The 21,892-nt window shown below is 49.2% G+C and carries 16 protein-coding genes and 1 pseudogene; 4 read left to right on the top strand and 13 right to left on the bottom strand.

The features are described 5' to 3' along the window. Positions 1 to 420: 420 nt before the first annotated feature. Positions 421 to 4,653: a malto-oligosyltrehalose synthase gene (treY, locus tag H7U12_RS18235; RefSeq protein WP_186640736.1), complete on the top strand. Its 4,233-nt coding sequence runs from the start codon at positions 421 to 423 to the stop codon at positions 4,651 to 4,653. Between the two features lie 320 nt (positions 4,654 to 4,973). Here treY and H7U12_RS18230 read toward each other — a convergent pair whose 3' ends face one another. Together H7U12_RS18230 and H7U12_RS18225 are read right to left on the bottom strand one after the other, a co-directional pair. After that, entirely contained in the window at positions 4,974 to 5,897 is a 924-nt protein-coding gene (locus H7U12_RS18230) for a helix-turn-helix domain-containing protein (protein WP_186640734.1), read from the bottom strand. Between the two features lie 9 nt (positions 5,898 to 5,906). After that, the gene (locus tag H7U12_RS18225; protein WP_186640732.1) at positions 5,907 to 6,809 is read right to left on the bottom strand and encodes an NmrA family NAD(P)-binding protein; all 903 of its coding nucleotides are present in this window, start codon (positions 6,807 to 6,809) and stop codon (positions 5,907 to 5,909) included. Positions 6,810 to 7,061: 252 nt separating this feature from the next. Between H7U12_RS18225 and H7U12_RS23010 the strand changes: the two genes are divergently transcribed. Continuing rightward, positions 7,062 to 7,205: a 4-alpha-glucanotransferase gene (locus H7U12_RS23010; protein ID WP_186640902.1), complete on the top strand. Its 144-nt coding sequence runs from the start codon at positions 7,062 to 7,064 to the stop codon at positions 7,203 to 7,205. Between the two features lie 269 nt (positions 7,206 to 7,474). Here the strand turns inward: H7U12_RS23010 and H7U12_RS18215 are convergent, their stop codons facing one another. Together H7U12_RS18215 and H7U12_RS22700 are read right to left on the bottom strand one after the other, a co-directional pair. Next, positions 7,475 to 8,512 (bottom strand): MBL fold metallo-hydrolase, encoded by a 1,038-nt coding sequence (locus H7U12_RS18215; RefSeq protein ID WP_255896899.1) that lies wholly within the window; start codon positions 8,510 to 8,512, stop codon positions 7,475 to 7,477. 355 nt (positions 8,513 to 8,867) lie between these two features. Continuing rightward, positions 8,868 to 8,996: pseudogene (locus H7U12_RS22700) on the bottom strand (NAD(P)-dependent alcohol dehydrogenase); the annotation flags it as partial. 17 nt (positions 8,997 to 9,013) lie between these two features. On the opposite strand from H7U12_RS22700, the gene H7U12_RS18210 reads away from it, so the two are divergent. After that, positions 9,014 to 9,307, top strand: coding sequence for a 4-alpha-glucanotransferase (locus tag H7U12_RS18210; protein ID WP_206683951.1), 294 nt, complete (start codon positions 9,014 to 9,016; stop codon positions 9,305 to 9,307). Positions 9,308 to 9,373: 66 nt separating this feature from the next. Here the strand turns inward: H7U12_RS18210 and H7U12_RS18205 are convergent, their stop codons facing one another. From H7U12_RS18205 to H7U12_RS18195, 3 genes are read right to left on the bottom strand one after another with little or no spacing between them, the layout of a single operon-like run. Next, positions 9,374 to 9,964 (bottom strand): pentapeptide repeat-containing protein, encoded by a 591-nt coding sequence (locus H7U12_RS18205; RefSeq protein WP_186640726.1) that lies wholly within the window; start codon positions 9,962 to 9,964, stop codon positions 9,374 to 9,376. Beyond that, the gene (locus H7U12_RS18200; RefSeq protein ID WP_377163359.1) at positions 9,882 to 12,008 is read right to left on the bottom strand and encodes an NACHT domain-containing protein; all 2,127 of its coding nucleotides are present in this window, start codon (positions 12,006 to 12,008) and stop codon (positions 9,882 to 9,884) included. Before H7U12_RS18200 ends, H7U12_RS18205 begins: the two co-directional genes overlap by 83 nt. Before the next feature lie 6 nt (positions 12,009 to 12,014). Further along, the gene (locus H7U12_RS18195; protein WP_186640722.1) at positions 12,015 to 12,209 is read right to left on the bottom strand and encodes a hypothetical protein; all 195 of its coding nucleotides are present in this window, start codon (positions 12,207 to 12,209) and stop codon (positions 12,015 to 12,017) included. Positions 12,210 to 12,298: 89 nt separating this feature from the next. Here H7U12_RS18195 and H7U12_RS18190 point away from each other — a divergent pair, with 89 nt between their 5' ends. Then, positions 12,299 to 12,835, top strand: coding sequence for a DUF2911 domain-containing protein (locus H7U12_RS18190; RefSeq protein ID WP_186640719.1), 537 nt, complete (start codon positions 12,299 to 12,301; stop codon positions 12,833 to 12,835). Positions 12,836 to 13,067: 232 nt separating this feature from the next. Here H7U12_RS18190 and H7U12_RS18185 read toward each other — a convergent pair whose 3' ends face one another. The 6 genes from H7U12_RS18185 to H7U12_RS18160 all read right to left on the bottom strand — a co-directional run bounded on the left by H7U12_RS18185 (position 13,068) and on the right by H7U12_RS18160 (position 21,292). Further along, complete coding sequence (locus H7U12_RS18185; RefSeq protein WP_186640717.1) at positions 13,068 to 13,295, bottom strand: hypothetical protein; 228 nt, start codon at positions 13,293 to 13,295, stop codon at positions 13,068 to 13,070. Positions 13,296 to 13,484: 189 nt separating this feature from the next. After that, positions 13,485 to 14,318, bottom strand: coding sequence for an MBL fold metallo-hydrolase (locus H7U12_RS18180; protein WP_186640715.1), 834 nt, complete (start codon positions 14,316 to 14,318; stop codon positions 13,485 to 13,487). Positions 14,319 to 14,431: 113 nt separating this feature from the next. Further along, positions 14,432 to 15,319 carry a helix-turn-helix domain-containing protein gene (locus tag H7U12_RS18175; protein WP_186640713.1) on the bottom strand — a complete coding sequence of 296 codons (888 nt, stop codon included), beginning with the start codon at positions 15,317 to 15,319 and terminating at the stop codon, positions 14,432 to 14,434. Positions 15,320 to 15,509: 190 nt separating this feature from the next. Next, a complete protein-coding gene (locus H7U12_RS18170) occupies positions 15,510 to 17,783 on the bottom strand; it encodes a TonB-dependent receptor (protein WP_186640711.1) in 2,274 nt (757 codons plus the stop codon). Between the two features lie 11 nt (positions 17,784 to 17,794). Continuing rightward, positions 17,795 to 19,135 (bottom strand): tetratricopeptide repeat protein, encoded by a 1,341-nt coding sequence (locus H7U12_RS18165; protein WP_186640708.1) that lies wholly within the window; start codon positions 19,133 to 19,135, stop codon positions 17,795 to 17,797. 69 nt (positions 19,136 to 19,204) lie between these two features. Then, a complete protein-coding gene (locus tag H7U12_RS18160) occupies positions 19,205 to 21,292 on the bottom strand; it encodes a DUF4331 family protein (protein ID WP_186640706.1) in 2,088 nt (695 codons plus the stop codon). Positions 21,293 to 21,892: the final 600 nt, after the last annotated feature.

Raw genomic sequence — 21,892 nt, 5'->3', positions numbered from 1 at the left:
TAGTGCATTAAAAATTCTCATGTGTAAGCCAAGATCATATGCTATTTGCACGAAGATTTAGCTATAGCACTAGAAGATCAGCTATGCGTGCGGACACGAGCGGGACGCTCGCGCCAGCGATAGATTAGCGATACAGGTGTAGGGGCAATCCCTTGTGGTTGTCTTTTACAGATGAGTTAATAACACATCAGCCACCACAATCTTGCTGTGGTTTACATCCATCAATACTCACTTCTCAGGGACCAATTCAGCATCAAAAGCAGCGGATAAACAAAGGCAGAAAATTATAGAACATTTTTTAGCCTGTTTTCCGTAAAACCGGCCTAAAACACCGTACACTCACCAAACACGACCAGCTACCTACCAACGGGATAAATCCTGTGGATCTTCCCTCATCCTCATTCATTCAAAACAGAACCTATGCATAACCCTGTCGCGACGTACCGCTTGCAGTTCCACCAGGAGTTCACCTTTTCAGACTTCGAGCGCATCATTCCCTATCTCCAGAAACTGGGGGTAAGCACCATCTACGCTTCGCCCATTTTTGAAGCCACGCCCGGCAGTACCCACGGCTATGACGGCGTGAATCCGCACCGCGTGAACCCCGAGATTGGCACGGAGGAGCAGCTGAAAACCGTGAGCGGGCACCTGAAGGAGAACGGCATCAGCTGGTTGCAGGACATCGTGCCCAACCACATGGCCTATCATCCCAACAATCCCTGGCTCATGGATGTGCTGGAGAAGGGATCGTTAAGTCAATACTACAACTTCTTTGACATCGGCTGGACCAGCTCGCTGTACAATGGCCGCGTGATGGTGCCGTTTTTAGGGGCGAAATTGGAAGAAGTGGTGCAAAACGGCGAACTGCAGGTGGCCTTTGACGAAAACCAGCAACGCCTGGTGCTCAAGTACTATGACAGCGCCTATCCGTTGAACCTCCGTTCCTATGAAACGCTGCTGAAAGGGGAGGGTGAGGGAAATCAGGCTATAAACCAGCTATTGGCTACGCTGGAAGAGGCCCACAATGACGAAGACCACAAAGGCTTTTCCTTGAAATGGGATGAGTTCCGGCAGCAGCTGACGGCCTTGATGAAGAACGATGTGGTGCAAGCGTCGGTGGAGACGAGTCTGGCCGCGTTCAACCAGGACAAAGAGCGTCTTTTGCAACTCACCCAGGAGCAGGTGTACCAACTCTGCCACTGGCAGGAAACCGATTCGCAGATCAACTTCCGCCGGTTTTTCACCGTGAACGGCTTGATCTGTCTCAACATCCAGGACCCCGAAGTCTTCGAAACCTACCACCAATACATCAAGCAACTGCAGGACGAAGGCGTATTCCAGGGCCTGCGCATTGACCACGTAGACGGCCTGTATGACCCCACCGGGTACCTGCAGCAACTGCGCGAGCTGGCCGGCGAGGAAACCTACATTGTGGTGGAGAAGATTCTGGAGCCCGGTGAGGACTTGCCGCAGAACTGGCCCATCCAGGGCAGCAGCGGCTATGATTTCCTGTCATTGGTCAACAACCTGTTTACCTACAAACCCGGCGAGGAAGGCTTTAACCAACTGTACCACCAACTGGTGGGCGAAGGCGCCAAGGTGCAGGAGCAGATCCACGAGAAGAAAGCCTACATCCTCAATGAGCACATGGGTGGAGAGCTGGAGAACCTGTACCATCTGTTCCTGCAGCAGCGCCTGGTAGACGAGGAGGTGTTGAGCAGCGTAGAACCGCAAACCCTGAAAGCCGCCATCGGTGAGTTCCTGATCCAGTGCCCGGTGTACCGCTACTATGGCAACCAGATGCCGCTGGACGGCGAGGAAGCCGAGGCCGTACAGCTGATTTTCAACCGGATTCGGGAAAAGAGGCCCGAAATGGAAGGCGCGGTGGAACTGCTGGAGAGAGCCATTTTAGCCAACGCCCCGGAAGGCGAGGACGATACCTATTTGGAGCGTTCGCAGAAGTTCTACCAACGTCTGATGCAGTTCAGTGGTCCGCTCATGGCTAAAGGGGTGGAGGACACCATCATGTACACTTACAACCGCTTCATCGGGCACAACGAGGTGGGCGATGCGCCGGAAGCCTTCGGGATGACCGCCGAGGAATTCCATGCCGCCATGAAGGACCGCCAGCAGAAGTGGCCGCTGGCCATCAACGGCACCTCCACGCATGACACCAAACGCGGCGAAGATGTGCGGGCCCGCCTGAACGTACTCACCGAAATGCCCGAGGAATGGGCCGCCGCCGTACAGGAATGGCGTGAACTAAATAAAGACCTGAAGCAGAACAATGCCCCCAGTGTCAATGATGAATACCTCATCTACCAGACCTTGCTCGGCGCATTCCCCATGCCGGGACAGGACGAAGACGACTTTGAGAACCGCGTGCAGGAATATCTACAGAAAGCACTCCGCGAAGCCAAGGTCAACTCCAACTGGACCACCCCTAACGAGGAATACGAAGCCGCTACCAAGAACTTCGCCGTGAAGTTGCTGGATAAGAGCCGTCCGTTTTGGGGTCGTTTTGAGGAATTCAGGGCCAAAACAACCGACTTCGGGATTGTGAACTCGCTGAGCCAAGTGCTCCTGAAGTTCACCGCGCCGGGCATTCCGGATGTGTACCAGGGCACCGAGCTGTGGGATTTCAGTCTGGTAGACCCAGACAACCGCCGTCCCGTGGATTACGAGCAGCGGCAAACATGGCTGGAGGAACTCAATGACTATGACCTTAACAAGCAGGACGCCCTGTGGGAGAACCTCTGGGAAAACCGCCATGATGCCCGCATTAAACTGTGGCTCACCCGCACGCTCTTCACCGAGCGCAAAAACAACGCCGATCTGTTCGCCAAGGGCGAGTACCTGCCGCTGGCGGTAGAGGGCGAATACAAAAACCACGTGCTTGCGTTCGTGCGCAAGCACCTGCACACCTGGTACGTAGTGGCCGTTCCGCTGCACTTGGCGGCGCTTGCCAAAGCCCAAGGCGTGGACACGGTACAGGACATCGACTGGAAGGACACCAAGGTGATCATCCCGGAAGATGCTCCCAAAGACTGGCAGGACACCCTCATCCGGAGCACGGGCAACTATGCGCATGAACTCAGCGTGGCGGATCTGTTCGGGATTTTCCCGCTGGCATTGCTCAAGCTTCGGGCCCAGAACGAGCGCGGCGCGGGCATTCTGCTGCACATCACCTCGCTGCCTTCAGCGTTTGGGATTGGGGACCTGGGTCCGGAGGCCCGTAAATTCGCCGATTTTCTGCACGCCAGCAATCAGAAATACTGGCAGTTGCTGCCGCTCAACCCAATTGAGGCCGGTCAGGGCTATTCGCCCTACAGTTCCATCTCCAGCCGGGCCGGTAACCCGCTGCTGATTAGCCCGGTGCTGCTGGCCAAAGAAGGCTTGCTGCGGGAAGAGGAGTTGCCGGAGTACCATTTGCCGCAGACGGGCAACGTAGATTACCAGGAGGTGCAGCGGGTGAAAGATGCCTTGCTGGAACGCGCCTGGCAAACCTTCAGGTCCGGCGATTTCCCGACGCTGCAACAGCAGTTCATTGACTACGTAGGCTCCGAAGCGAGCTGGCTTCATGACTTTGCGCTGTACGTGTTACTCAAAGAGCAGAACGGCGGCAGCGCCTGGTTCCAGTGGTCCGATGAGTATAAGCAACGCGATGCTGCTGCGCTGGAGAAACTGGTAGAGGAAAACGCCGAGGCGATTGATAAAATCAAATGGGTGCAGTTCATCTTCAACAAACAGTGGAAGCGCCTGCGCACGTACTGCAACAACCGCGGCATCCAGATGTTTGGCGACATGCCGTTCTACATCAGCTATGACAGCGTGGATGTGTGGGGCAACCGAGACATCTTTGCCGTGGACGCGGAGGGCAATATGACCGGTGTAGCGGGGGTACCACCCGATGACTTCTCGGAAGACGGTCAGTTGTGGGGAATGCCGGTCTTCAAGTGGGACGTGCTCAAAGAGCAGGACTACAGTTGGTGGATTGGGCGACTGCGCAAGAACATGGAGCTCTATGACCTGGTGCGGCTGGACCACTTCAGAGCCTTCGCCGATTACTGGGAAGTACCCGCCGGCGAAACCACGGCCAAAAAGGGCGAGTGGAAACTAGGTCCGGGTGCCGATTTCTTCTCCTTCGTGGAGAAGGAGATGGGCAGTCTGCCGTTCATCGCCGAGGACCTGGGCGAGATCAACGACTTGGTGCTGAAACTGCGCGACGACTTCAACCTGCCGGGCATGAAGATCCTGCAATTCGCCTGGGGCGACGAGATGCCGCAGAACGCGTACATGCCGCACAACTACGCCCGTAACTTCATCGCTTATACTGGTACTCATGACAACAACACTACCTTGGGTTGGTACCGCAACGAAGGCAAGGAGTTCCACCAGCAGATTGAGCACTATGTGGGCCGCAGCCTGAGCGAAGATGACATCTGGTGGGTGTTCGCCCGGTTGGCCTACGCCTCCGTCGCGAAAACCGCCATCCTGCCGCTGCAAGATGTGCTGGGAATTGACGAACTCGGCCGCATGAACACGCCCGGCAAAGGCGAAGGCAACTGGGGGTGGCGCTTGATGCCTGACCAGATCACCAAGCAAACCGAGGAGCAGCTGAGAGAGTGGACGAAGTTGTATAACAGAGACTAAGAAATTTGATTTCTCATAAATAAAAAAAGCCATAGCAACATGCTATGGCTTTTTTTATGGAGCTGAATCTGTTCTTGTTCTGAAAAGAAGTAAAACAAACACCTATATCTGCTTTCCCGCTGAATGGTGTCTATACGAATAGAGCAAGTGAAGCACACCTTCAGCTGCCCATGTTGGTGTTCTCACTAACCCATGTTGGTGTTCTCACTAACATGCCAAACGCGGGCGCCTTCCCGCTGGCTGATGAAAATATGAAGAGGATACTGGTGATTCCTATTTTCCTTTAGAAACAGCGCTAACACTTCTTCTTCAAAAGTCCTTCAGTTAAACGACTGCCTGAATTCCAGCGGAGATACGTTCGTCTTGGTTTTGAAGAGCTTGCTGAATGACTGGGAATGCTCAAACCCTAACTCAAAGGCGATTTCGCTCACCGTTAAGGAGGTGGTGGACAAACGCTCCTTCGCTTTTTCAATCAGCTTGTCATGGATGTGCTGTTGCGTACTCTGGCCGGTCAACACCTTAAGCAAACTGCTCAGGTACGTAGGAGAGACGTTCAGGGCTTCGGCGATGGAGTGCACGGTAGGCAAGCCTTGCTTTTCCAGGGCATCGCTGTTAAAGTAGTCCGAAAGCGTTTTTTCCAGCCGGTCCAGAATCTGGTGGTTCGTGATTTTACGGGTCAGAAACTGCCGGTGGTAAAAGCGTTCGGCGTACGTGAGGAGCAATTCAATCTGGGCAATGATGACGGATTGGCTGTACTTGTCAAAGTTGGCGTGATACTCCTGCTGAATGTTCTGCATCAAACCAGACACGGTCGTTTCTTCCTTCTCTGAAAGAAACAGGGCTTCATTAACGGAGTAGTCAAAGTACTCGTACTGCTTGATGGTGTTGGCTAGTCCTGTTTTCCAGAGGAAATCTGGGTGGAGGAGGAGCATCCAGCCAGATCGTTTTACTTCCTCCTCGCTGGTGTTCGCCTCTATCCGGTACACTTGTCCGGGCGAGATGAAGAACAGGATGCCTTCGTTGAAATCATATTCCTGCTGGCCGTACTTGAACCGCACATTGGCATTCCGTTTCATGGCAATGGAATAGAAATCCAAGACATAATTCCGGGACTCATGTGTGCCCAAATGCGGAACCGCCTCCAGATTGATCACGCTCACCAAAGGGTGTTCCGGGGCCGGTAACCCCATGTGTTTGTGGTAGTCTGAGATGGTTCTGAATCTGAGCGGGGCTTGGGCTGGCATACTGCAATACTAAGAATTTTGATGAAAAGCTCCAGCAAACTCCTGGGCAAAATGGCTAAGCTTCACCTTGCCCAGGATGGCAGGACGGTTGCGGAAGTAATCTTCAGAGAGGTGCCCGCTTTGCAAACCCGCATACAGTTCCACCAGACCTGCCGCTATCTTCGGGTTCATTCCTACGGAGGTCAATCCCTGGAGGACTTGTTCATCTGGCACTACTACCCATGGCAGGTTTGGTTTGCCAATGGCGGCTCCCAGGATACGGGCGGTCTGTTCACCGGTCAGTTCATCGCTGCAGACATAGCGTATTTTTCTGCCGGTAGCGTTGCTCACTAACTCTTCCGCCGCGGCGTCGGCAATGTCTAGGGGAGAAACCCAGGGAATCACGTTCCGGTCACCGTAATTGGTGGCGATGATGCCTTGCTGCTTGATCAGATCTACGTAAGCATACAGGTTGTAGTAGAAGGAAGTGGGGCGGAGGTGCGTAAGCGACACTGCCGGGGGTAACTGGTTTAACAGCTGCTCTACGTCATGCGCGCCCACCAAAATGCCGTTCCCTTCGGCTAAATGCGCGCCAATGCTGCTGAGGTTGACCACCCGCTTTACCTCTGCCTGCTGGAGAGCGTTTGCATAATTTGTGCCCAGACGGCGGTAATAGGCCAGTAAATCCAGGGAAGGATCAAAGTAATTGTTGGGCGGCACCATGGTGTACACGGCATCGGCGCGGGCGAAGGTAGTGGTGAGAAATGCCTCGTCTTCCAGCGAGCCAATGGCGGCGGTGGCCCCCAGGTTTTCTATTTCCGGTTGCCGATCAGAAGTGCTGCTGATCACCGTTACGCCATGCCCCTGTTGCACCAAGCTAGTGGTCAAAGGTTTACCGATGTGGCCGATAGAGCCAGTTACTACAATTTTCATGATTTTTGCCGTTGGTTTTACAGAAGCAAAATTCATGTAATCCGGTTTGCCGACTGTAGCCTAATCTGTGGTTCTTGTAGCTGTTTTTATGGGTGGAGCTTAAAGGAAGACAGGTTGTTTGAGTTATTGCTGAATTGAATAATAAGCCGTTATCCTAATCTATACAATAGCTAAGAGTGTGAAGTAGGAAATTGATTCAAGAGTGTAAAATTGACTTTAACAGAATGTTGAATGTGACAGATAAAGTAAAGGATCGTCTATGCTTCGGTAGCGAAACCCGTCCTTCTTCCGCTGCAAGATGTGCTGAACATAGTAGAACTTGGCCGGATGAACACTCCCGGCAAAGGCGATGGCAACTGGGGCTGGCGTTTGATGCCGGGCCAGACTACTAAGTAAACCGAAGAGCGGTTACGGGAATGGACCGAATAGTATAACAGAGTTTAAGCTTTAGTAAAGCAGTTAACTAAAAAGCCATAGAGAAACTCTATGGCTTTTTAGTGCTTAATGAAAAAAGATATAAAACAGCTCAATTCATATAGTGGAGCTTGGATATCTTAGGCTATTGTATTTAAGCTGATCTATAAATAGAGGATTGATTCTGATAAGCGATAAGACATATCTGCTTAAGAGCCGCAACAAGAATATCCTTTCAGGTTCCCATGTTTCTATTTGCGCATCCACCATTTTGTGGTTGGGGTAATCCCCGGCACCACTTTCTGTCCCATGATGGGTGTCACAAGCTCTATGTTGTTCTGTGCCGCTAATTCAGCCACCATGTTGATGGACTCATCCCAGGCATGTAACGCCAGGTCAAAGGTAGAGAAATGGATGGGGAATAGAAGTGAGGCATTTACCTCCTGGGTAGCTTTAACTACTTGCTCCGGAAAAAGATGGGTGTTCGGCCACCCGTTGTTCCAGGCATCAATCTCCATAAAAGCCAGATCAAAGGGACCGTACTTACTGCCTATCTCCTTGAAATGATCGCCGTAGCCCGTATCGCCACTCCAATACAACTTCTTCTCCTTCCCTTTGATCACATAGGAAGCCCACAACGTCTTGTTCCTGTCGTTATAGCTTCTCCCGGAGTAGTGCACCGTTGGAGTAGCGGTTATCTTCAGTGACCCATGAGTGACGGATTGATGCCAGGCCAGTTCAGCAATCTTCTCCTTTGGAACACCCCAACCCTGTAACCTGGCTCCCACGGCCAGTGGCACGATGAACTGTATATTCTTATCGGCTAGAAACTCCATGGTCTCTGTTTCCAGGTGATCATAGTGGTCATGGGTGATGATGACAATATCAACCGCTGGCAGTTCTTCCCGCTGTATGGGAGACACGCTCATCCGTTTGGCTATCATGGGCAAGGGCCCAGCGTTTTCAAAAACCGGGTCAATTAAGATACGGTACCCGTCCAGTTCTATGATGGCGGTAGAATGCCCCAACCAATAGGCAGCAAACGAAGAGGGTACTTCTGTGAAATCCTTTTTGGTAAGTACCTGTTTCGGGAGCTCAAACTTAGGGGAATTGGGGGACTTCTTGAAGAACCTCCAGAATCCGGATTTACCTCCGGTTACCTGGTCTTCATAATACACGATCTCTTTGGGACTTACGAATTCATCCTTTACGGGGGAATAGTAGGCATGAGTGGAATACGCCTTTTGTCGCTCGTCACTAGATTTCACTTTCCCAAGTTGGTTATTCACATAACAGCCGGTTCCGCCTAAGGCAAGGAGAACAGCGGTAGCTGTAAAACTTATGCTATATTTTTTTTTCATTCTGAAATTCATACTAATGAAGGGGTGATAAGAACAAGTCACCTAGTAAGCCTTAAACGACATTTAAGAGGATTACAGAGATACATCTAATCAGCGGTGCTGAATAACACTGTTCTCGTTCCACTCCCAAGTTGCCTACAATAATTTCACCTCTTAAGGTTGATGGCATATAGCATATTTTACATGTGGTCTATTCACTGAAATTCAAAAATAAAGTATTAAGCCTCAATCATGGCATTAAAGTCATGGGTGAGGCCAGTATTTGTAAAGTAGTGAGTTCTTTTTACAAAGAAGCCATATCAATAACGAAACGATACTTAACATCTCCCTTGAGCAGACGCTCATACGCTTCATTGATCTGCTGGATGTTAATCATTACTATATTTGAAACTATCTTATTTTCGACGAAGAACTACCCGAAGAACTTCCTTGGGCTGGTACCACCAGGAAGGCAAACCGCACCACCAGCAGATGGAGCACTACGTGGGCCGTGAACTGAGCGAGCACGACATCTGGTGGGTGATGGCGCGCCTGGCCTACGCCTCGGTGGCCAAAACGGCCATTCTGCCCGTGCAAGATGTGCTGGACATTGACGAGCAAGGCCGCATGAACACCCCCGGCAAAGGTCAAGGCAACTGGGGCTGGCGCTTAGTGCCGGGACAGGTGACCAAGCAGACCGAGAACCAGTTGAAAGAGTGGACTTGGTTTTATAATAGAGATTAGAAGGAGGAGGAAAGAGAGAATAAAGCCATGGAAGCGAAGCTTCCATGGCTTTATAAGTTGTTATTACTAACTTAATATTGCGTTTTTTAAATTTACACCTTTCAAATTTATTCCATCTAGATCGATACCTCGCAAATCAGCTTTATTTAAGTTTGCACCTTTCAATTTAGATCCATTTAACTTTGTTTGCTTTAAATCAGCCCATCTTAGGTCTGCCCCTTCTAAATTTACTCCAGTGAGGTCTGCACCTTCTAAATCAGCCCTGGTTAGAGAAGCAGATGAGAAATTTGCATTCTTCAGTTTCGCACCTCTTAAATCTGCATTATCAAGTTTTGCATTCAAAAAATTTGCTCCCTCTAAGTTAGAGCTTCTAAGTACAGCTTCACTCAAATTTGCACCTTCAAAATCAGCATTCTTTAAATCACATTTTATAAAACCTGCCTTATATAAATTTGCAAAATTCAATTCGGCATTCTGTAGAATAGCACCTTCTAAATTTGATTTTTGTAAATCAGCATAATATAATGAGGCACCTGATAGCCTGCATTTTCGTAAATCAGCCTTATATAAATCTTTAATGTGTAAAATGGCCGAATCTAAATTTAAGTGATGAATAAAATTTAATATAAACTCTCTTGGGGAAGTTCTTTGACCCATTAAACGTGATATCCAATCGCCGAATGAAGTTGTAGAACTCCATTTTTATTTTAGTTATAACTCCTGAAATATTTGTAATGGTACCTAATAAGGCTAATAATGCTTTTTCTGAATGAATTGATTGGATGTTTTCTTGAAAGTAGGAAGGTCTAGGAGAAATATTCTCAAAAGGTAGACCATCTTTTAAAGTATATTCAATTAGTCTTTCAATTGTAACTTGGCAACTATTAAATGTTAAAATGTTTTTGTTGTATAAAAGTTTTAATTCATTGTCAACAAACCTAAGTATATCTAAATCAATTTCTTTAATTACAAATAGTTTTATCCATGCTAAAGAACATTGTTTGATATTCCATCCTTCATCAAAGTTTTGATCATTTTCATCTAGTTTTCTTTGAATCTGTAAAATAGTATTCATAATTCTTCTAGCTGTCAAATATTCACCAAAACTTTTGTGTGTAAATTCGAAAGTCGGGGTTCCTAAATTACTTGTGGTTGCTTGCCTAAAGTAAAAAGCTGCTAGTAATGAAACCATACCTTTTTCTGAATTCTTAATAAAGGCTTCAAAAATTTTTTCTAGTCCGCTGTTTAAGAGATGTTTTTCAATATCTGATACAGATGTTGTTCTTCCGTTTCCATGCCAAGATGAGATTGCAATTTCCTCTAGCATTCTAACAAAATGAACAATATCTATTTTTTTAATGGTATGATGAATCTCACCTTCAGCATAATTTCTGTAATAAACCGCCTCTAATAAATCGTAATAAATTTCATTTAGGTTTGTTGATTTAGAAAAGTCAAGCTTGCCTCTTTGAAAGCTGAGGGCTATTAGATAATTAAGGAGTGGTTGAGATGTCAAGTCTTCAAGTTCTCCTTTTTTTAATTCATAAGGTATATCTGTATAAATGAGACCTTTTACAATACTATATTTTTGCCACCATACCTTTCTTTGGTCTACTTCTAATAAATTGTTTTTATCAATAAAATTGAGTTTGTCAATGCGATTTAAATAGAAAGGTAAAATGGTTAATATTTGGCAATCTTTTCTTAATTCATTTTTATTCTGTTCAACAATTACATCTCTTCCACTTATTATTACTTGTATTTTTATGTTTCGGTGATTGTAGTTGGAAAGTTTCTTTTCGATTTCTCTTATAAATTGATTTGCTGCTTCGGTTAAATGTAATCCTTGCATTGATAATTCATCTAAACCATCAAACAGGATTATTAATCTATTTTCATTTAAGGGGTTATAATTAATTATTTTGTCATATTTGATAAAGTTTAAAATAGCTATTTCTAAATCTTCTTTAATTTCAAACCTATGAAGAGGAATAAGTAAAACTTTTTTACCAAGTTTAATTAGATTTGAAGCAAAAATTTTTATAAAAGATGATTTACCATATCCTGGTCCACCTTTTATAATTCTTAAACTATCGTTTTTATCTCCATTATTTATCCATTCGATCAATGAGTCTTCTAAATTGACAACATAATTATTTAATGTATTATTAGAAGTGGAGTCAGGTTCATATGTAGATGTGTCGTCATTGTTTTTTATAGAATAATATGCTCTTGTCGGAATATATATTTGTCTTAGGCTAAAACTTTCTGTTAGTATAGGTAGATCTACTAATTTTTCTAGATACTTAGCATATACATACCATTCGCTTTCCTTTTTTGCTGCGTTATCAAAGGGTGTCTTTAAACTGTCATTTAATATTACATAATATTTATAATTATTTCTCCATTCAGAAACCAGCGAAAATGTAAAATAGCTTGGAAGCCTATCTACAAGATTTAATGAGTCTACCTTATTCAGACCAAAAAGCATGAAGAATTCCTGAAAGACGCTTTTTGCATTTTCAAAAAAGCTTATACTAGAAGGCTGGTTGAAGAAATCTGTGTCAATTATTAAAGTATTGGTTTCTAATAACTTATTTAATTCATTATCTAAATGTTCTGTAACTATATCTTCTTTGTAATTGGCTAATTTATTTTCAATTATAATATTTATTATTGAGTCAATTAATGCTCTACTAATAAGCTTTCAGCCAATTTTACTTGCACTATCCTCAATTTTTATGGATTGTAATGTGTCTATCGTATTAGAAGGTAAACTAAGAATATCAAAAGTCTTTAAATCTTTAACTATATTTAATATGCCTTTTAAAAATTGTGTCTTATTTAATTTGGGCATAGCCCAAATATGATTGTTGCTAATTTCTAATCCTTTATCTTTCATTATAGAAAAGAAGATTTATATATAAGTGTGTAAGTGCTATTTTACTTTAGAAGAAAAATTTTATAAATTTATAAAAAACAAATACTTTTATGAACACACCAAAGAAAAACATCTTCCTCCTCACCGTCCTGTTCCTGTTCACCATGACCGCCTCGGTGTTCGCCCAGGATGCTCCTAAACCAAAAGCAAGTCCGGCCGCAACGGCTTCGGGCAAAGTGGGTCAGGCTAACATTTCCATTGCCTACAGCAGCCCGGCCGTGAAAGGGCGGAAAATCTGGGGCGAGCTGGTGCCGTATGGCAAAGCCTGGAGAGCGGGGGCCAATGAAGCCACCACTTTTACCACAGACAAAGACATCATGGTACAAGGCAAAGCGTTGAAGGCGGGCAAGTACAGCCTGTTCATGGTACCATCCGAAGGCGAATGGCAAATCATCTTCAACTCGCAAACCGGCCAGTGGGGAACCACCCGCGAAGGTGCCAACTTTGACCCCGCCAACAATGTGCTCACCGTGAACGTGAAGCCTAAGAAGTCTGCCAAAATGAGCGAGCGTTTAGCGTATAACGTAACGCCAAAAGGTTTTTCTCTAATGTGGGAGAACCTGGAAGTGCCGGTAGCCATCAAATAGCATAAGAAAGAACCAGAACGGTTCTCATAGAAGAGAGGCTGTTTTAAAGGTGTTTTACAGAAAACGCCCTTAAAACAGCCTCTCTTTCTTTTCAGCAGAATGATGAGCGGTTGAACTTGCGTGTTGCCCGCTGTTGCTTTTACCATCTGTTTCTATCCACCCACTTAGATAAAAGGAAAAGCCATAGAGTTCTCTATGGCTTTTCCTTTTGGTATCATGTGCCGATTATGGCTTAGCGGTTCTCCGGCTCGTCGGTGCGGCTTTTCAGGTCGTCCTCGTCCTGGCGGGAAAGGAAGCCTTCGTGCCCGGTATTGCCCGAGGAACCCGCGTCATAGGTAGAAGAAGACGCGCTGTTCCGCAGTTCCTCGGCGTCTGGCGTATAGGTGGCGTGCGGATCTGCTTCGCTTTTCTTGCCCGGAGTAGGGTTCTGGTCCTGCTCTTTGTTATGGTTCTCTTCCATGGTCGTTTCCGTTTAGGGGGTGTTTTTCCAAAAGGATCCTCTTTTTACGAACGCGTACGCCAGTAGTTGAGCAAGCCCAGGAATAACCTGATCAGCCGGAAAAGAGAAGAGGTTGACAGCAGCAGCCTTCGCGGGGCCTCCATCAACCTCATTGCTCAGTAAAAGGGAAGGGGTACTACTATTTTCCTGTTACAACGCTATCGTTTCCCCATCTTGCGGGATCAGCAGCTTTTTACGGCTGATCTTTAACTCATCTGCTTTCTTCCGAAGTGAAGCTCTGGTGGTGCGGCAATGGTCCAGGGCATCCATATGAACGGCAATCACCTTCGCCTTGCCACTTTCCTTGATCAGAGCCATAGTTTGGACTTCCTCCATGAGAATAGGGGATTGCTCATATCCTTTCACGGCTGCCCCTCCGGAGTTAACAATGATATAGTCGGGTTGAAAGGTCTTGATATTCTTTTTGATCTCCTCGGTCCAGATCGCATCTCCCACCACATAGATGGTCGGCTGGTTTTTGGCTTTGAGCACATAGCCCGAGGTTTTGCCCATCATCTTCAATATTTCGCCGGTGCCATGCTGGGCTTCTACCCGATGAATGCTGAGGTTCTGCCAGGTTCTGTTGTCTTCCAGTGCCGTGGCGTTGGTGAAGCCTTCCTTCGTGAAGAAATCCTTGTCGGCGGGTTGGTTGATCAGCTCGATGGATTTAGGCAGAAGCTTACTGGCGGCCTCATCAAAATGATCGGCGTGGGTATGGGTGACCAGGACCAGATCCAGGTCTTTGGTGATTTCCGCAACAGGCATTTTCAAGTCCACCGTGGGGTTTCTTTCCACCCCGCCCCAGGACTCAATCGCGCCTTTCGCGGACAACATTGGGTCCACCAGAATTTTATGACCGCCATACTCCAGGATCAAGGTGGCATTCCTAACTAATTGGAGGCTTGGTTTAGTGCTTGCTTTGCCTTGGGCAAAAGAAAAGGTAGCTGATACGGTGAACGCTACCGCTAAAAGTGCTTTTTTCATTTCTGTTCTTTTTAAATTCTGACGGCGTCTCACCCGCTCTAATTTCTGATCAATGAGAAGGTGAACGCAGGACAAAGGTCTGGAGAACGGAAGGAAGTAGCCCTACCAAAGCTTCAGGCAATGGTACCATTTTGATAATCTGCCAGGAACTGAGAGGTGGTGAGGCCGGTCTGCGCCTTGAAGAACCGCATCAAGTGGTTGGGCTCAGAGAAATGAAGGGTTTGCGCGATTTCATGGACCGTGAATTCGGCATGGATCAGGTAATTTTTGATCTCGAATACCAACCGCTGCTTCAATAGATGCGTAGCCGTAACATTGAATTGGGCTTGCACCGCTTTGTTCAGCGTAATCCGGCTAATGCCTAAGAGCGCGGCGTATTCATTGATCCGTTGTTTTTCGCGCACGTGCTGTTCTATCAGTTTCTTGAACTGATAGGCATAGTTGTTCTCGGGTTTCTCCAGCGGCAGGTGGTGCTGGGTGGCGTACTGCCGGTTAAGTTTCAGGAGGATATAGTACAACAGCGACCGAACCAGGTGCTCACTGTCTACTTTGGGGTAAACGAGTTCCGATTTGATCTCGGTCAGTTTCTCGCAGATGCTTGCCATCTCGGCCCCCGTTACCGGTAAGTCCAGCGGATAATCCAGTTGGTAAAAGTACAGCAGCCGATAGGTGAAGAGTTTGTCGGCGAAAAAGTCATTCAGAAAATCTTCCTGGAAGATGAGAAAGGTGAAGTCCAAATCTCTCTCCTCCAGTTTCCATTGCCTTTTCTGAAAAGGGCTCATAAACAGGATGGTATTGTCCCGTACCTGAATCTTGCGCTGGTTGAGGACCACAGAGCCGCTCGCCTTTTTGAAAAAGTAGATTTCAAACGAGTCGGTGGTGTACACGCCAGAATCATGGATATTGAACCCAGGATTGATCTGTTGCAGTTCATGCCCCGTGCCAACATTGAGGAGTAACTCAACCCCGCACTGCGTTTTATGAAATCTGATGTTCTTCAAGGCCTGCTATTGTCTGGTACTTACGGTGGAGGGCCCAAAGCTAGTCAGGTTTCCGTTCATCCGCTACTCCCGGCCAGCTAGTTCTCCGGCAAGAAGCGGAAGATCCTGGCCAATTACATCCATTAGGCTTTGCATTTTGGGGCTGTTTTCACCAAAACAGCCCCAAAGTAGCCGCCGAAATGCCGTTGTCCTACAAGCCGAAGCTATACGAAACGCCAAACTTGAGGAAGAAGGGAGTGCCAGGCGTGAAGTGTATTTCCGAAACGGGCTCGGCTTCATGGGCCAACCTGGATTCTGTATCAAATTGGGCTTCCTTCCAGTTGCTGTTCAAGAGGTTTTCGCCGCTTAATTTAAACTCCAGGTTCTTGTAGGTATAACTGGCCACGGCATCCAGCAACAAATAGCCGCTGGCGGTCACGCTGTAGTCTTCATTGGCCGCCCGGTCGCCCACAAAGCGGTACCGCAGGCTGCCCTTCAGGCCTTTTTTGTTCTGGTAACTCAGGCCGCCCGTGCTGGTGACGGTAGGCGCCAGGGGAATGTAATCCTGGCCATTTTCCTCTTCGCGGGCCCGCGGTTTGGCTAAATTCAGGTCCGTATCCAAGAACAGGTAATCGGTTAACTGGCCGCGTACCGAGACATCCAGTCCGTAGCGGCGCGATTTGCCCGAGGGCTCCACCACGCCTTCATCGCCCACGTACACCAACTCCTGGTCAAGGTCCAGAAACCAAAGCGCCGTGTTCAGGAACCAGCGGTTGGCGGGTTTAACCGTAAGGCCCAGGTCAGTGCCCCGCGCGGCGGGCAAGGCGGCCCGGCCACTGGCGCCCGCCGACACGCGGGTGTCGTTGGAGTGGTAGCCCATGCCTGAGTTAAGATACACCTGCACCACCGGCGATACCGCGTAGGTCAGGTTGAGTTTCGGGCTGAAGCGGTTCTGCGCGTTCTTCTGCACGGCGGCCACGCCTTCCTGCTCCAGGGCGCTTCTATAGGTGAAAAAGATCCGGTCGGCGCGCAGGGCGGCATTCACGGTGAACCGGGGCGTCAGCTCCCAGGTTTCGCTTACGTAAGTAAAAGCGTTCAGCTCGTCAATATCACCTTTCTGAACCTCTGACAGGGCGGTAGACCGATTTCTGGTCCGCGACAACTCAGAGTCCCGGATGTCATCATACCGAAACCCGAGACCCATCTTGTGGCGCAGCGGAAAGCCTAGGAAGGTGAAATCCTGCTCGTAGCTGCTGCGGTAGCCATAGATCATGCGGTTTTCCTTTTGCCGGATCTGGTCGCCGTTTTCGGGGTCGTTCAGGAAGAAGGTGAAGTTGGAGTACAGCTCAAAGCCGTACTTCACGGCATAGGCCTGGTTTTTCAGGAGCGCCCCGTTGCCCAGGGTTTTATCCAGTGTCAGGTTGGCGTTGTAGCGCGAGGTGTAACCGCCTTCGGTGTTATCAATGGCCCCAAACCGCCCGATGCGGCCCTCAGCCACGGCCCGTTCCGGGATCTGCCCCGAGGCATCCCAGCTGCTCCTGAACGCCGACAAAGAAGCGGTCAAAATGGTGTTCTGTCGGAAGATGCCCTGGTAGCGGCCCAGCACGTTGAACCGGTTCAAACCCTGCGGCGATTCAAAATAGCCGTTGCTGAACAGGTACTCCGAGGCCAGGTAGGCGTTCTGCTGCTGGCTGCGGGCGTTCTGGCCCAGCAGGTTCACCATGCCCACGGCGCGGTACGTGTCAAACCGGCCAGCTTCTACTTTGAGCATACTTTGGTCCAGTACGCTGCGGGTCCTGAAATCGGCGTAGCCGGCGGTGGCAAAGTTGCCTTTCTCGGCGTTATAAGGCCCTTTCCCGAAATCTACCGCTTCAATGGTTTCGGGGATGAGGAAGTGGAGATCAGAATAGCCCTGGCCGTGCGCGTGCGAGACCATGTTCACCGGCAAACCGTCGGCGGTTAAGCTGATGTCCGTGCCATGGTCAATATCAAAGCCCCGCAGGAAAATCTGTTCGGCTTTGCCGCCGCCCGCGTGCTGGGCAATGATCAGGCCCGGCACCATCCGGAGCATCTCCTGCGCGTTCTGAATGGGACGCAGCTGCGCATCCACCGCGCTGATCAACTGCAGCGGGTTCTCGCGCGGCGCCACCACCGATACCTCCTGTAACTCCAGGTGGCTGGTCTCCAGGTGGGAGGTGAGTTCCGCGGGAATTCCGGGGTTCACCGATACGGTTTTCACTTCCTGCAGAAAGCCCAGGTAGGAAACGCGCAACTCGTATTCCCCGGCCTTGAGCCCATGAAACGCATACTTCCCGAAGCGGTCAGTGACGGAGGTTTTTTCCAGTTGCGCAATGGATACCACCGCGCCTTCCAGCGGAGTTTGGGTGGTCTTGTTGTACACCACGCCCTTGATGGAGATTTCGTGCGCATTCGCTTTCAGGGTCAGGTGCAGGCACAGCCACAGGAACAGCCTAAGTTTTTTCATGCCCAAATATCTTAGATTTTGGACAAAGAAGAACTCAGCAGACTTTTTCCCTCTACAGACAGCGGCGTAAGTTGGTAAGGGTTAATGGTAAACGATTTACGGATCAGGTGCTGCCCATCGGCTAACTTGTTCGTTTTATAAGCGATGAGGCCGTTCAGGCAAAGGAGCTCCGCGTCCTGGCTGTTGGTTCTGGTGGCTTTCTGGATGTGGGCCGATGCCTTAGCGTAATTCTGCTGGTGGTAGTAGATATTGGCCAGCGTCTTGTTCACGTCAATGTTATCGGGCCTGCGCTCGTACTCCTTCAGGGCATACTCCAGGGCGGTTGCGTAATCTTTCTTCAGCTCCAGGTGGATGTTGGCCAGCTCCAGGTCCACGATGTGGCCAGCTTCTTGGTCTTCTTCCATCCCCGCTATCAGCTCCTCCAGGGTTTCTGCGGCTTTGGCGTTTTGGCCCTGTTTTACGTAAATCCGCACCAATTCTTCCTGGAAGGTAAACTCGGGCAAGGTGTTGGCGGCTTGCACAAACAGCTCCTGCGCTGCTTTGCGCTGGCCTTTTTTGAGGGCAATCCGGCCCAGGCCGCTCAGCGCGAAGGCGTACTGGTTGTATTGTGACAGGGCTTTCTGGTACTGGAATTCGGCTTTGGTCAGGTCGCCGGTCTTTTCATATAAGTGGCCCAGGGTCACCTGGCTCCAAGCGGTTTGCTCCAGCCCCGGAAAACCGGCCCGTACGGCGGCTTCCATGGCTTCTATGGCCCCGGGCAAATCTCCGTGGATCTCGCGTAAGTACGACACCCGTGAATATGATTTCAGGTCCGGGCGAAGGGCGGTCATCTGGTCGGCCATGGCAATGGCGTCTTCATATTGGCCCAACTCCACGTAGGCATCGCAGAGCACGCCGTACACGGCCGCGCCCCGGTTGTTGATTGCCAGCGCTGCTTTGCCGGTTTCCAAGGCCTTGTCAAACTGGTGCAATGAGAGCTGGATGGAGGCTTTGGCCACGGTGGCTTCGTATTCCATAACCGGTTCTTCGGGGTTATCTTCCAGCACCTCGTCTATCAGTTTCAAGGCCGCCGGGTAGTAATAGGGGTGATCGCCGGTGATGCGGGCTTCCTGCATGTAGGCCAGCGCCAGAAACAGTTTGCTGCGGTGGTCATTGGGTTTTTCGCGCAGGTTCCGTTGCAAACCCTGGATGGCGGCTTTGGTGTTCAGCCACTCGCTGGAAGTGGAAATGGGCCCGTGACGTTCTTTCAGGGGCGGAACGGCTTCCTGTTTGCCTTTATACTGATAAAGAAAGGCCACTGCCGTCACCAGGGAGAAAACCAGAACAAGCGTATAGAGGTAGTTTTTTTTCATATCAAGAGGAAGTTAAGGGTAGAGAAAAGAGAAAAAAGACCGGCATCAGCGGCACCGGTCTTTGCTCCGTTATTTGTTCACCACAAATTTGATGGTCTGGTAAGTGTTATCTCCGGTTTGGATGCGCGCAATGTAAAGGCCGCTTTTCAGGTTCTTCACGTCTACCACCGTTTCATGGATGCCAACCGTTTTCTGGGCGTTTTTCATGGGAGAGGCCACTAACACGCCCGCTTCATTGTAGATTTGAAGACTAACCTGGCCTGGCTGGCCTATTTTGTATCGGAACGTGGTCACGTCTCGGGCCGGATTTGGGTAATTCTCTACCTGTTGCAGCATCACTTCAGGCGCCGCCAGGTTCATGCCTTTGCCCTGCAGACTAGGCGTAAGCGACATAGGATTGCCGTTCAGGTCGCAGTTAATGGCGATGTGGCCGTCGGTGAAGCCGTTCCAGGGTTCTGCCACGTACGGGAACTGGGTCTGGAACGCTTTGTCGTTTTTCTCCACCCCGGTGGTAAAGCTGAGTACGTCCACCAGATCCTGCGTTACGGGGCTTTGGCCCGGCATGTAATCATCGTACCACAGGCCTATGGCCGCCAGCACCACGCCGCTCACGGCCTGCAGCTCAATGCGGGTCACGTCATCCTCCAGCCGACGGCCGTTGGGGAAACCGTCCATGTTGGGAATGAACTCCAGGTTGGTGTTGGTGTTGAACCGAGGATCAGTTAAGCCCAGAACGGCCGCTTGCACCAGTCCTAAACTGCTGAAGTCCGGCGAGTTCCGCGGAGTAGCTGGGACGGCCATGTTCACCCGCAGCATATCCCCAAAGGTGGGCAGGAAGTTGTTGATGAACGGTTTGCCTTTGGCCAATGGATTGCCGCCTTTGCCGGTGGCTAACTGATACGGGGCCAGGTTGGGAACGCCCGTCATGAAGATGGGCAATAAATCCACGGACCGGGGCGCGTTGGGGCGCAGCAGGTAGTTGCCGTATAGTTTGTCATCCAGGGCTGTGCCGCGCACCGCCGGATTTCCTTTCAGGCCATACAACCCTTGGGCTCCGTTCCGGAAATCATAGGTACCCAGTGAATTGGTTTGGATGCGCAAAGGCGCCAAGCCCGGTACGGCACCTCCAAACTTAGAGTCATCCATGTACAAGGCCAGCTCGGGGTTCACGAAATATTCATCGTACTTGCCGTTCTCCATTGTAGACGGAGTCGCGTTCCACTCATCTTTTCTCCCGATAGGAATTACCACTTCATTGGTCAACGGCATGCCTAAACGCGAAACCTGCACGTAGGGACCTGAACTGGTCACGGTTCCGTTGGTGTTGCGTACGGTCATCTGCTTGCGGCTGGCCGAGGCCCACACCCCAATCACGAACCGCGAATCCAGGATGTTAAAGGCCCGATTAACGCTGCGTTTGTAGTCTGCCAACCGGTAAGAGGGGATTTCCATGGCGATGGTGTGCACGTTCAGTTTGGCCAAGCCATCTGGGGCCATCTGCGGCCGCAGGTTGCCTAAATCAAAGATTCCGCCTGGGTCTACAAAGAACGGATCGTCTATCGGCCCGCAGAAAACTTTGGAATTATCCGAAGTACTCATGATGGAGGCGCGCATCAGGGCATCGTAGCTTTTGTTTAAGCCCACCGCGCCTTCAATGGACCGAGGGCCCACGTTGTAGGGTGCCACTTTGCCGTTGCCCAGGATCATGTCCCAGGTGGTACCGCCGTCCAGGCTTTTCTTGACGGTGTAGGTGGCTTTCTCGTTTTCCTTACCCAGCCGGATCTTAAAGAAAGTGGTGGGGTCTTCGTTCACTTTCTTGAATTCGAACCGATAGATGATGTCATCGCGGGTGGTTCTGGCGTTGTTCTTCACGTGGATATCATAGGCGATATCTTCCCCGAAATTGTAATAGTTGGGTCCGCCGTGCGGCAGCTGGAACGGAATGAAGTTGGCGATGATCACCATGTTCTCCGGATTGGTCGGGCTCCGGAACGCATATACATCGGTGTTGTCGGCGAGCGGGTCATTGGCAATGATCGGGGCTTCGCGGTGGCTGGAAGATTCCAGGTAATTGCTGGTCACCCCCACGGTAAAGAGGCCAGCAACTGCCAGCCCGGTCACCCATATCTTAGGTTGAAATCCGGTAAAAATTTTCATAAGCTTGAAATGTTAGGTGATGGATAATCACTTACTACTCAGTAAGCTTGACTCCAAAAACCTACGACAAGCGCTAGAAGCCTGGATTTCAGTTATTTAATCATTTTTATATAAAATATGATTTTAAAGGAAAATAACAATTCTTGCCTAGCCTTTAATCTTGTTTTTACCTCCCAGGTAGAGGCCCAAATTGAAAGTTTACATTTACTTGCTGTTTCCGGAAAACAGGCCTAAAACAGAATTATATCTCTCTTCTTAAAAAGCAGCAGAAAACCAGAAAGATGATATTTACATAGACGATGCTTTGTTTTGAACTACTAGCCGTGTTTCTGCTTGCATTTTATCCCAGAACAATAGCGAGTAGCAATTGATATTTGATGAAAGTAAGTAGGATTATTCACGCTCCTTACTTTCTTAAATTTCAGAAAAGGATAGAACAATGCCACTTGCTAAGTAGCGGAGCATCGGGTTAACTCACCTTTGATTTACCTGCCTTTTCTGAAAAACACCCGCAAAACGCCGCTTGTTTATAAGGGTACTTCCTGAGAAAAGCTTCACCTGATAGAAATGACAGTCCGTGTTAGAGGGAGAAAAGAGAAG

It is taken from the genome of Rufibacter sediminis, from assembly GCF_014269285.1.
Taxonomy (GTDB): domain Bacteria; phylum Bacteroidota; class Bacteroidia; order Cytophagales; family Hymenobacteraceae; genus Nibribacter; species Nibribacter sediminis.
The sequence above is the reverse complement of the archived record's forward strand: the minus strand, read 5'-3'. Positions and strand labels throughout refer to the sequence as shown.

Bases quoted from the DNA above. Each gene is read 5' to 3' on its own strand.
- treY (WP_186640736.1), top strand. From the start codon at position 421: ATGCATAACCCTGTCGCGACGTACCGCTTGCAGTTCCACCAGGAGTTC.
- H7U12_RS18230 (WP_186640734.1), bottom strand. From the start codon at position 5,897: ATGCCAGCCCAAGCCCCGCTCAGATTCAGAACCATCTCAGACTACCAC.
- H7U12_RS18225 (WP_186640732.1), bottom strand. From the start codon at position 6,809: ATGAAAATTGTAGTAACTGGCTCTATCGGCCACATCGGTAAACCTTTG.
- H7U12_RS18205 (WP_186640726.1), bottom strand. From the start codon at position 9,964: ATGGGTCAAAGAACTTCCCCAAGAGAGTTTATATTAAATTTTATTCAT.
- H7U12_RS18195 (WP_186640722.1), bottom strand. From the start codon at position 12,209: ATGAAAGATAAAGGATTAGAAATTAGCAACAATCATATTTGGGCTATG.
- H7U12_RS18190 (WP_186640719.1), top strand. From the start codon at position 12,299: ATGAACACACCAAAGAAAAACATCTTCCTCCTCACCGTCCTGTTCCTG.
- H7U12_RS18185 (WP_186640717.1), bottom strand. From the start codon at position 13,295: ATGGAAGAGAACCATAACAAAGAGCAGGACCAGAACCCTACTCCGGGC.
- H7U12_RS18180 (WP_186640715.1), bottom strand. From the start codon at position 14,318: ATGAAAAAAGCACTTTTAGCGGTAGCGTTCACCGTATCAGCTACCTTT.
- H7U12_RS18170 (WP_186640711.1), bottom strand. From the start codon at position 17,783: ATGAAAAAACTTAGGCTGTTCCTGTGGCTGTGCCTGCACCTGACCCTG.
- H7U12_RS18165 (WP_186640708.1), bottom strand. From the start codon at position 19,135: ATGAAAAAAAACTACCTCTATACGCTTGTTCTGGTTTTCTCCCTGGTG.
- H7U12_RS18160 (WP_186640706.1), bottom strand. From the start codon at position 21,292: ATGAAAATTTTTACCGGATTTCAACCTAAGATATGGGTGACCGGGCTG.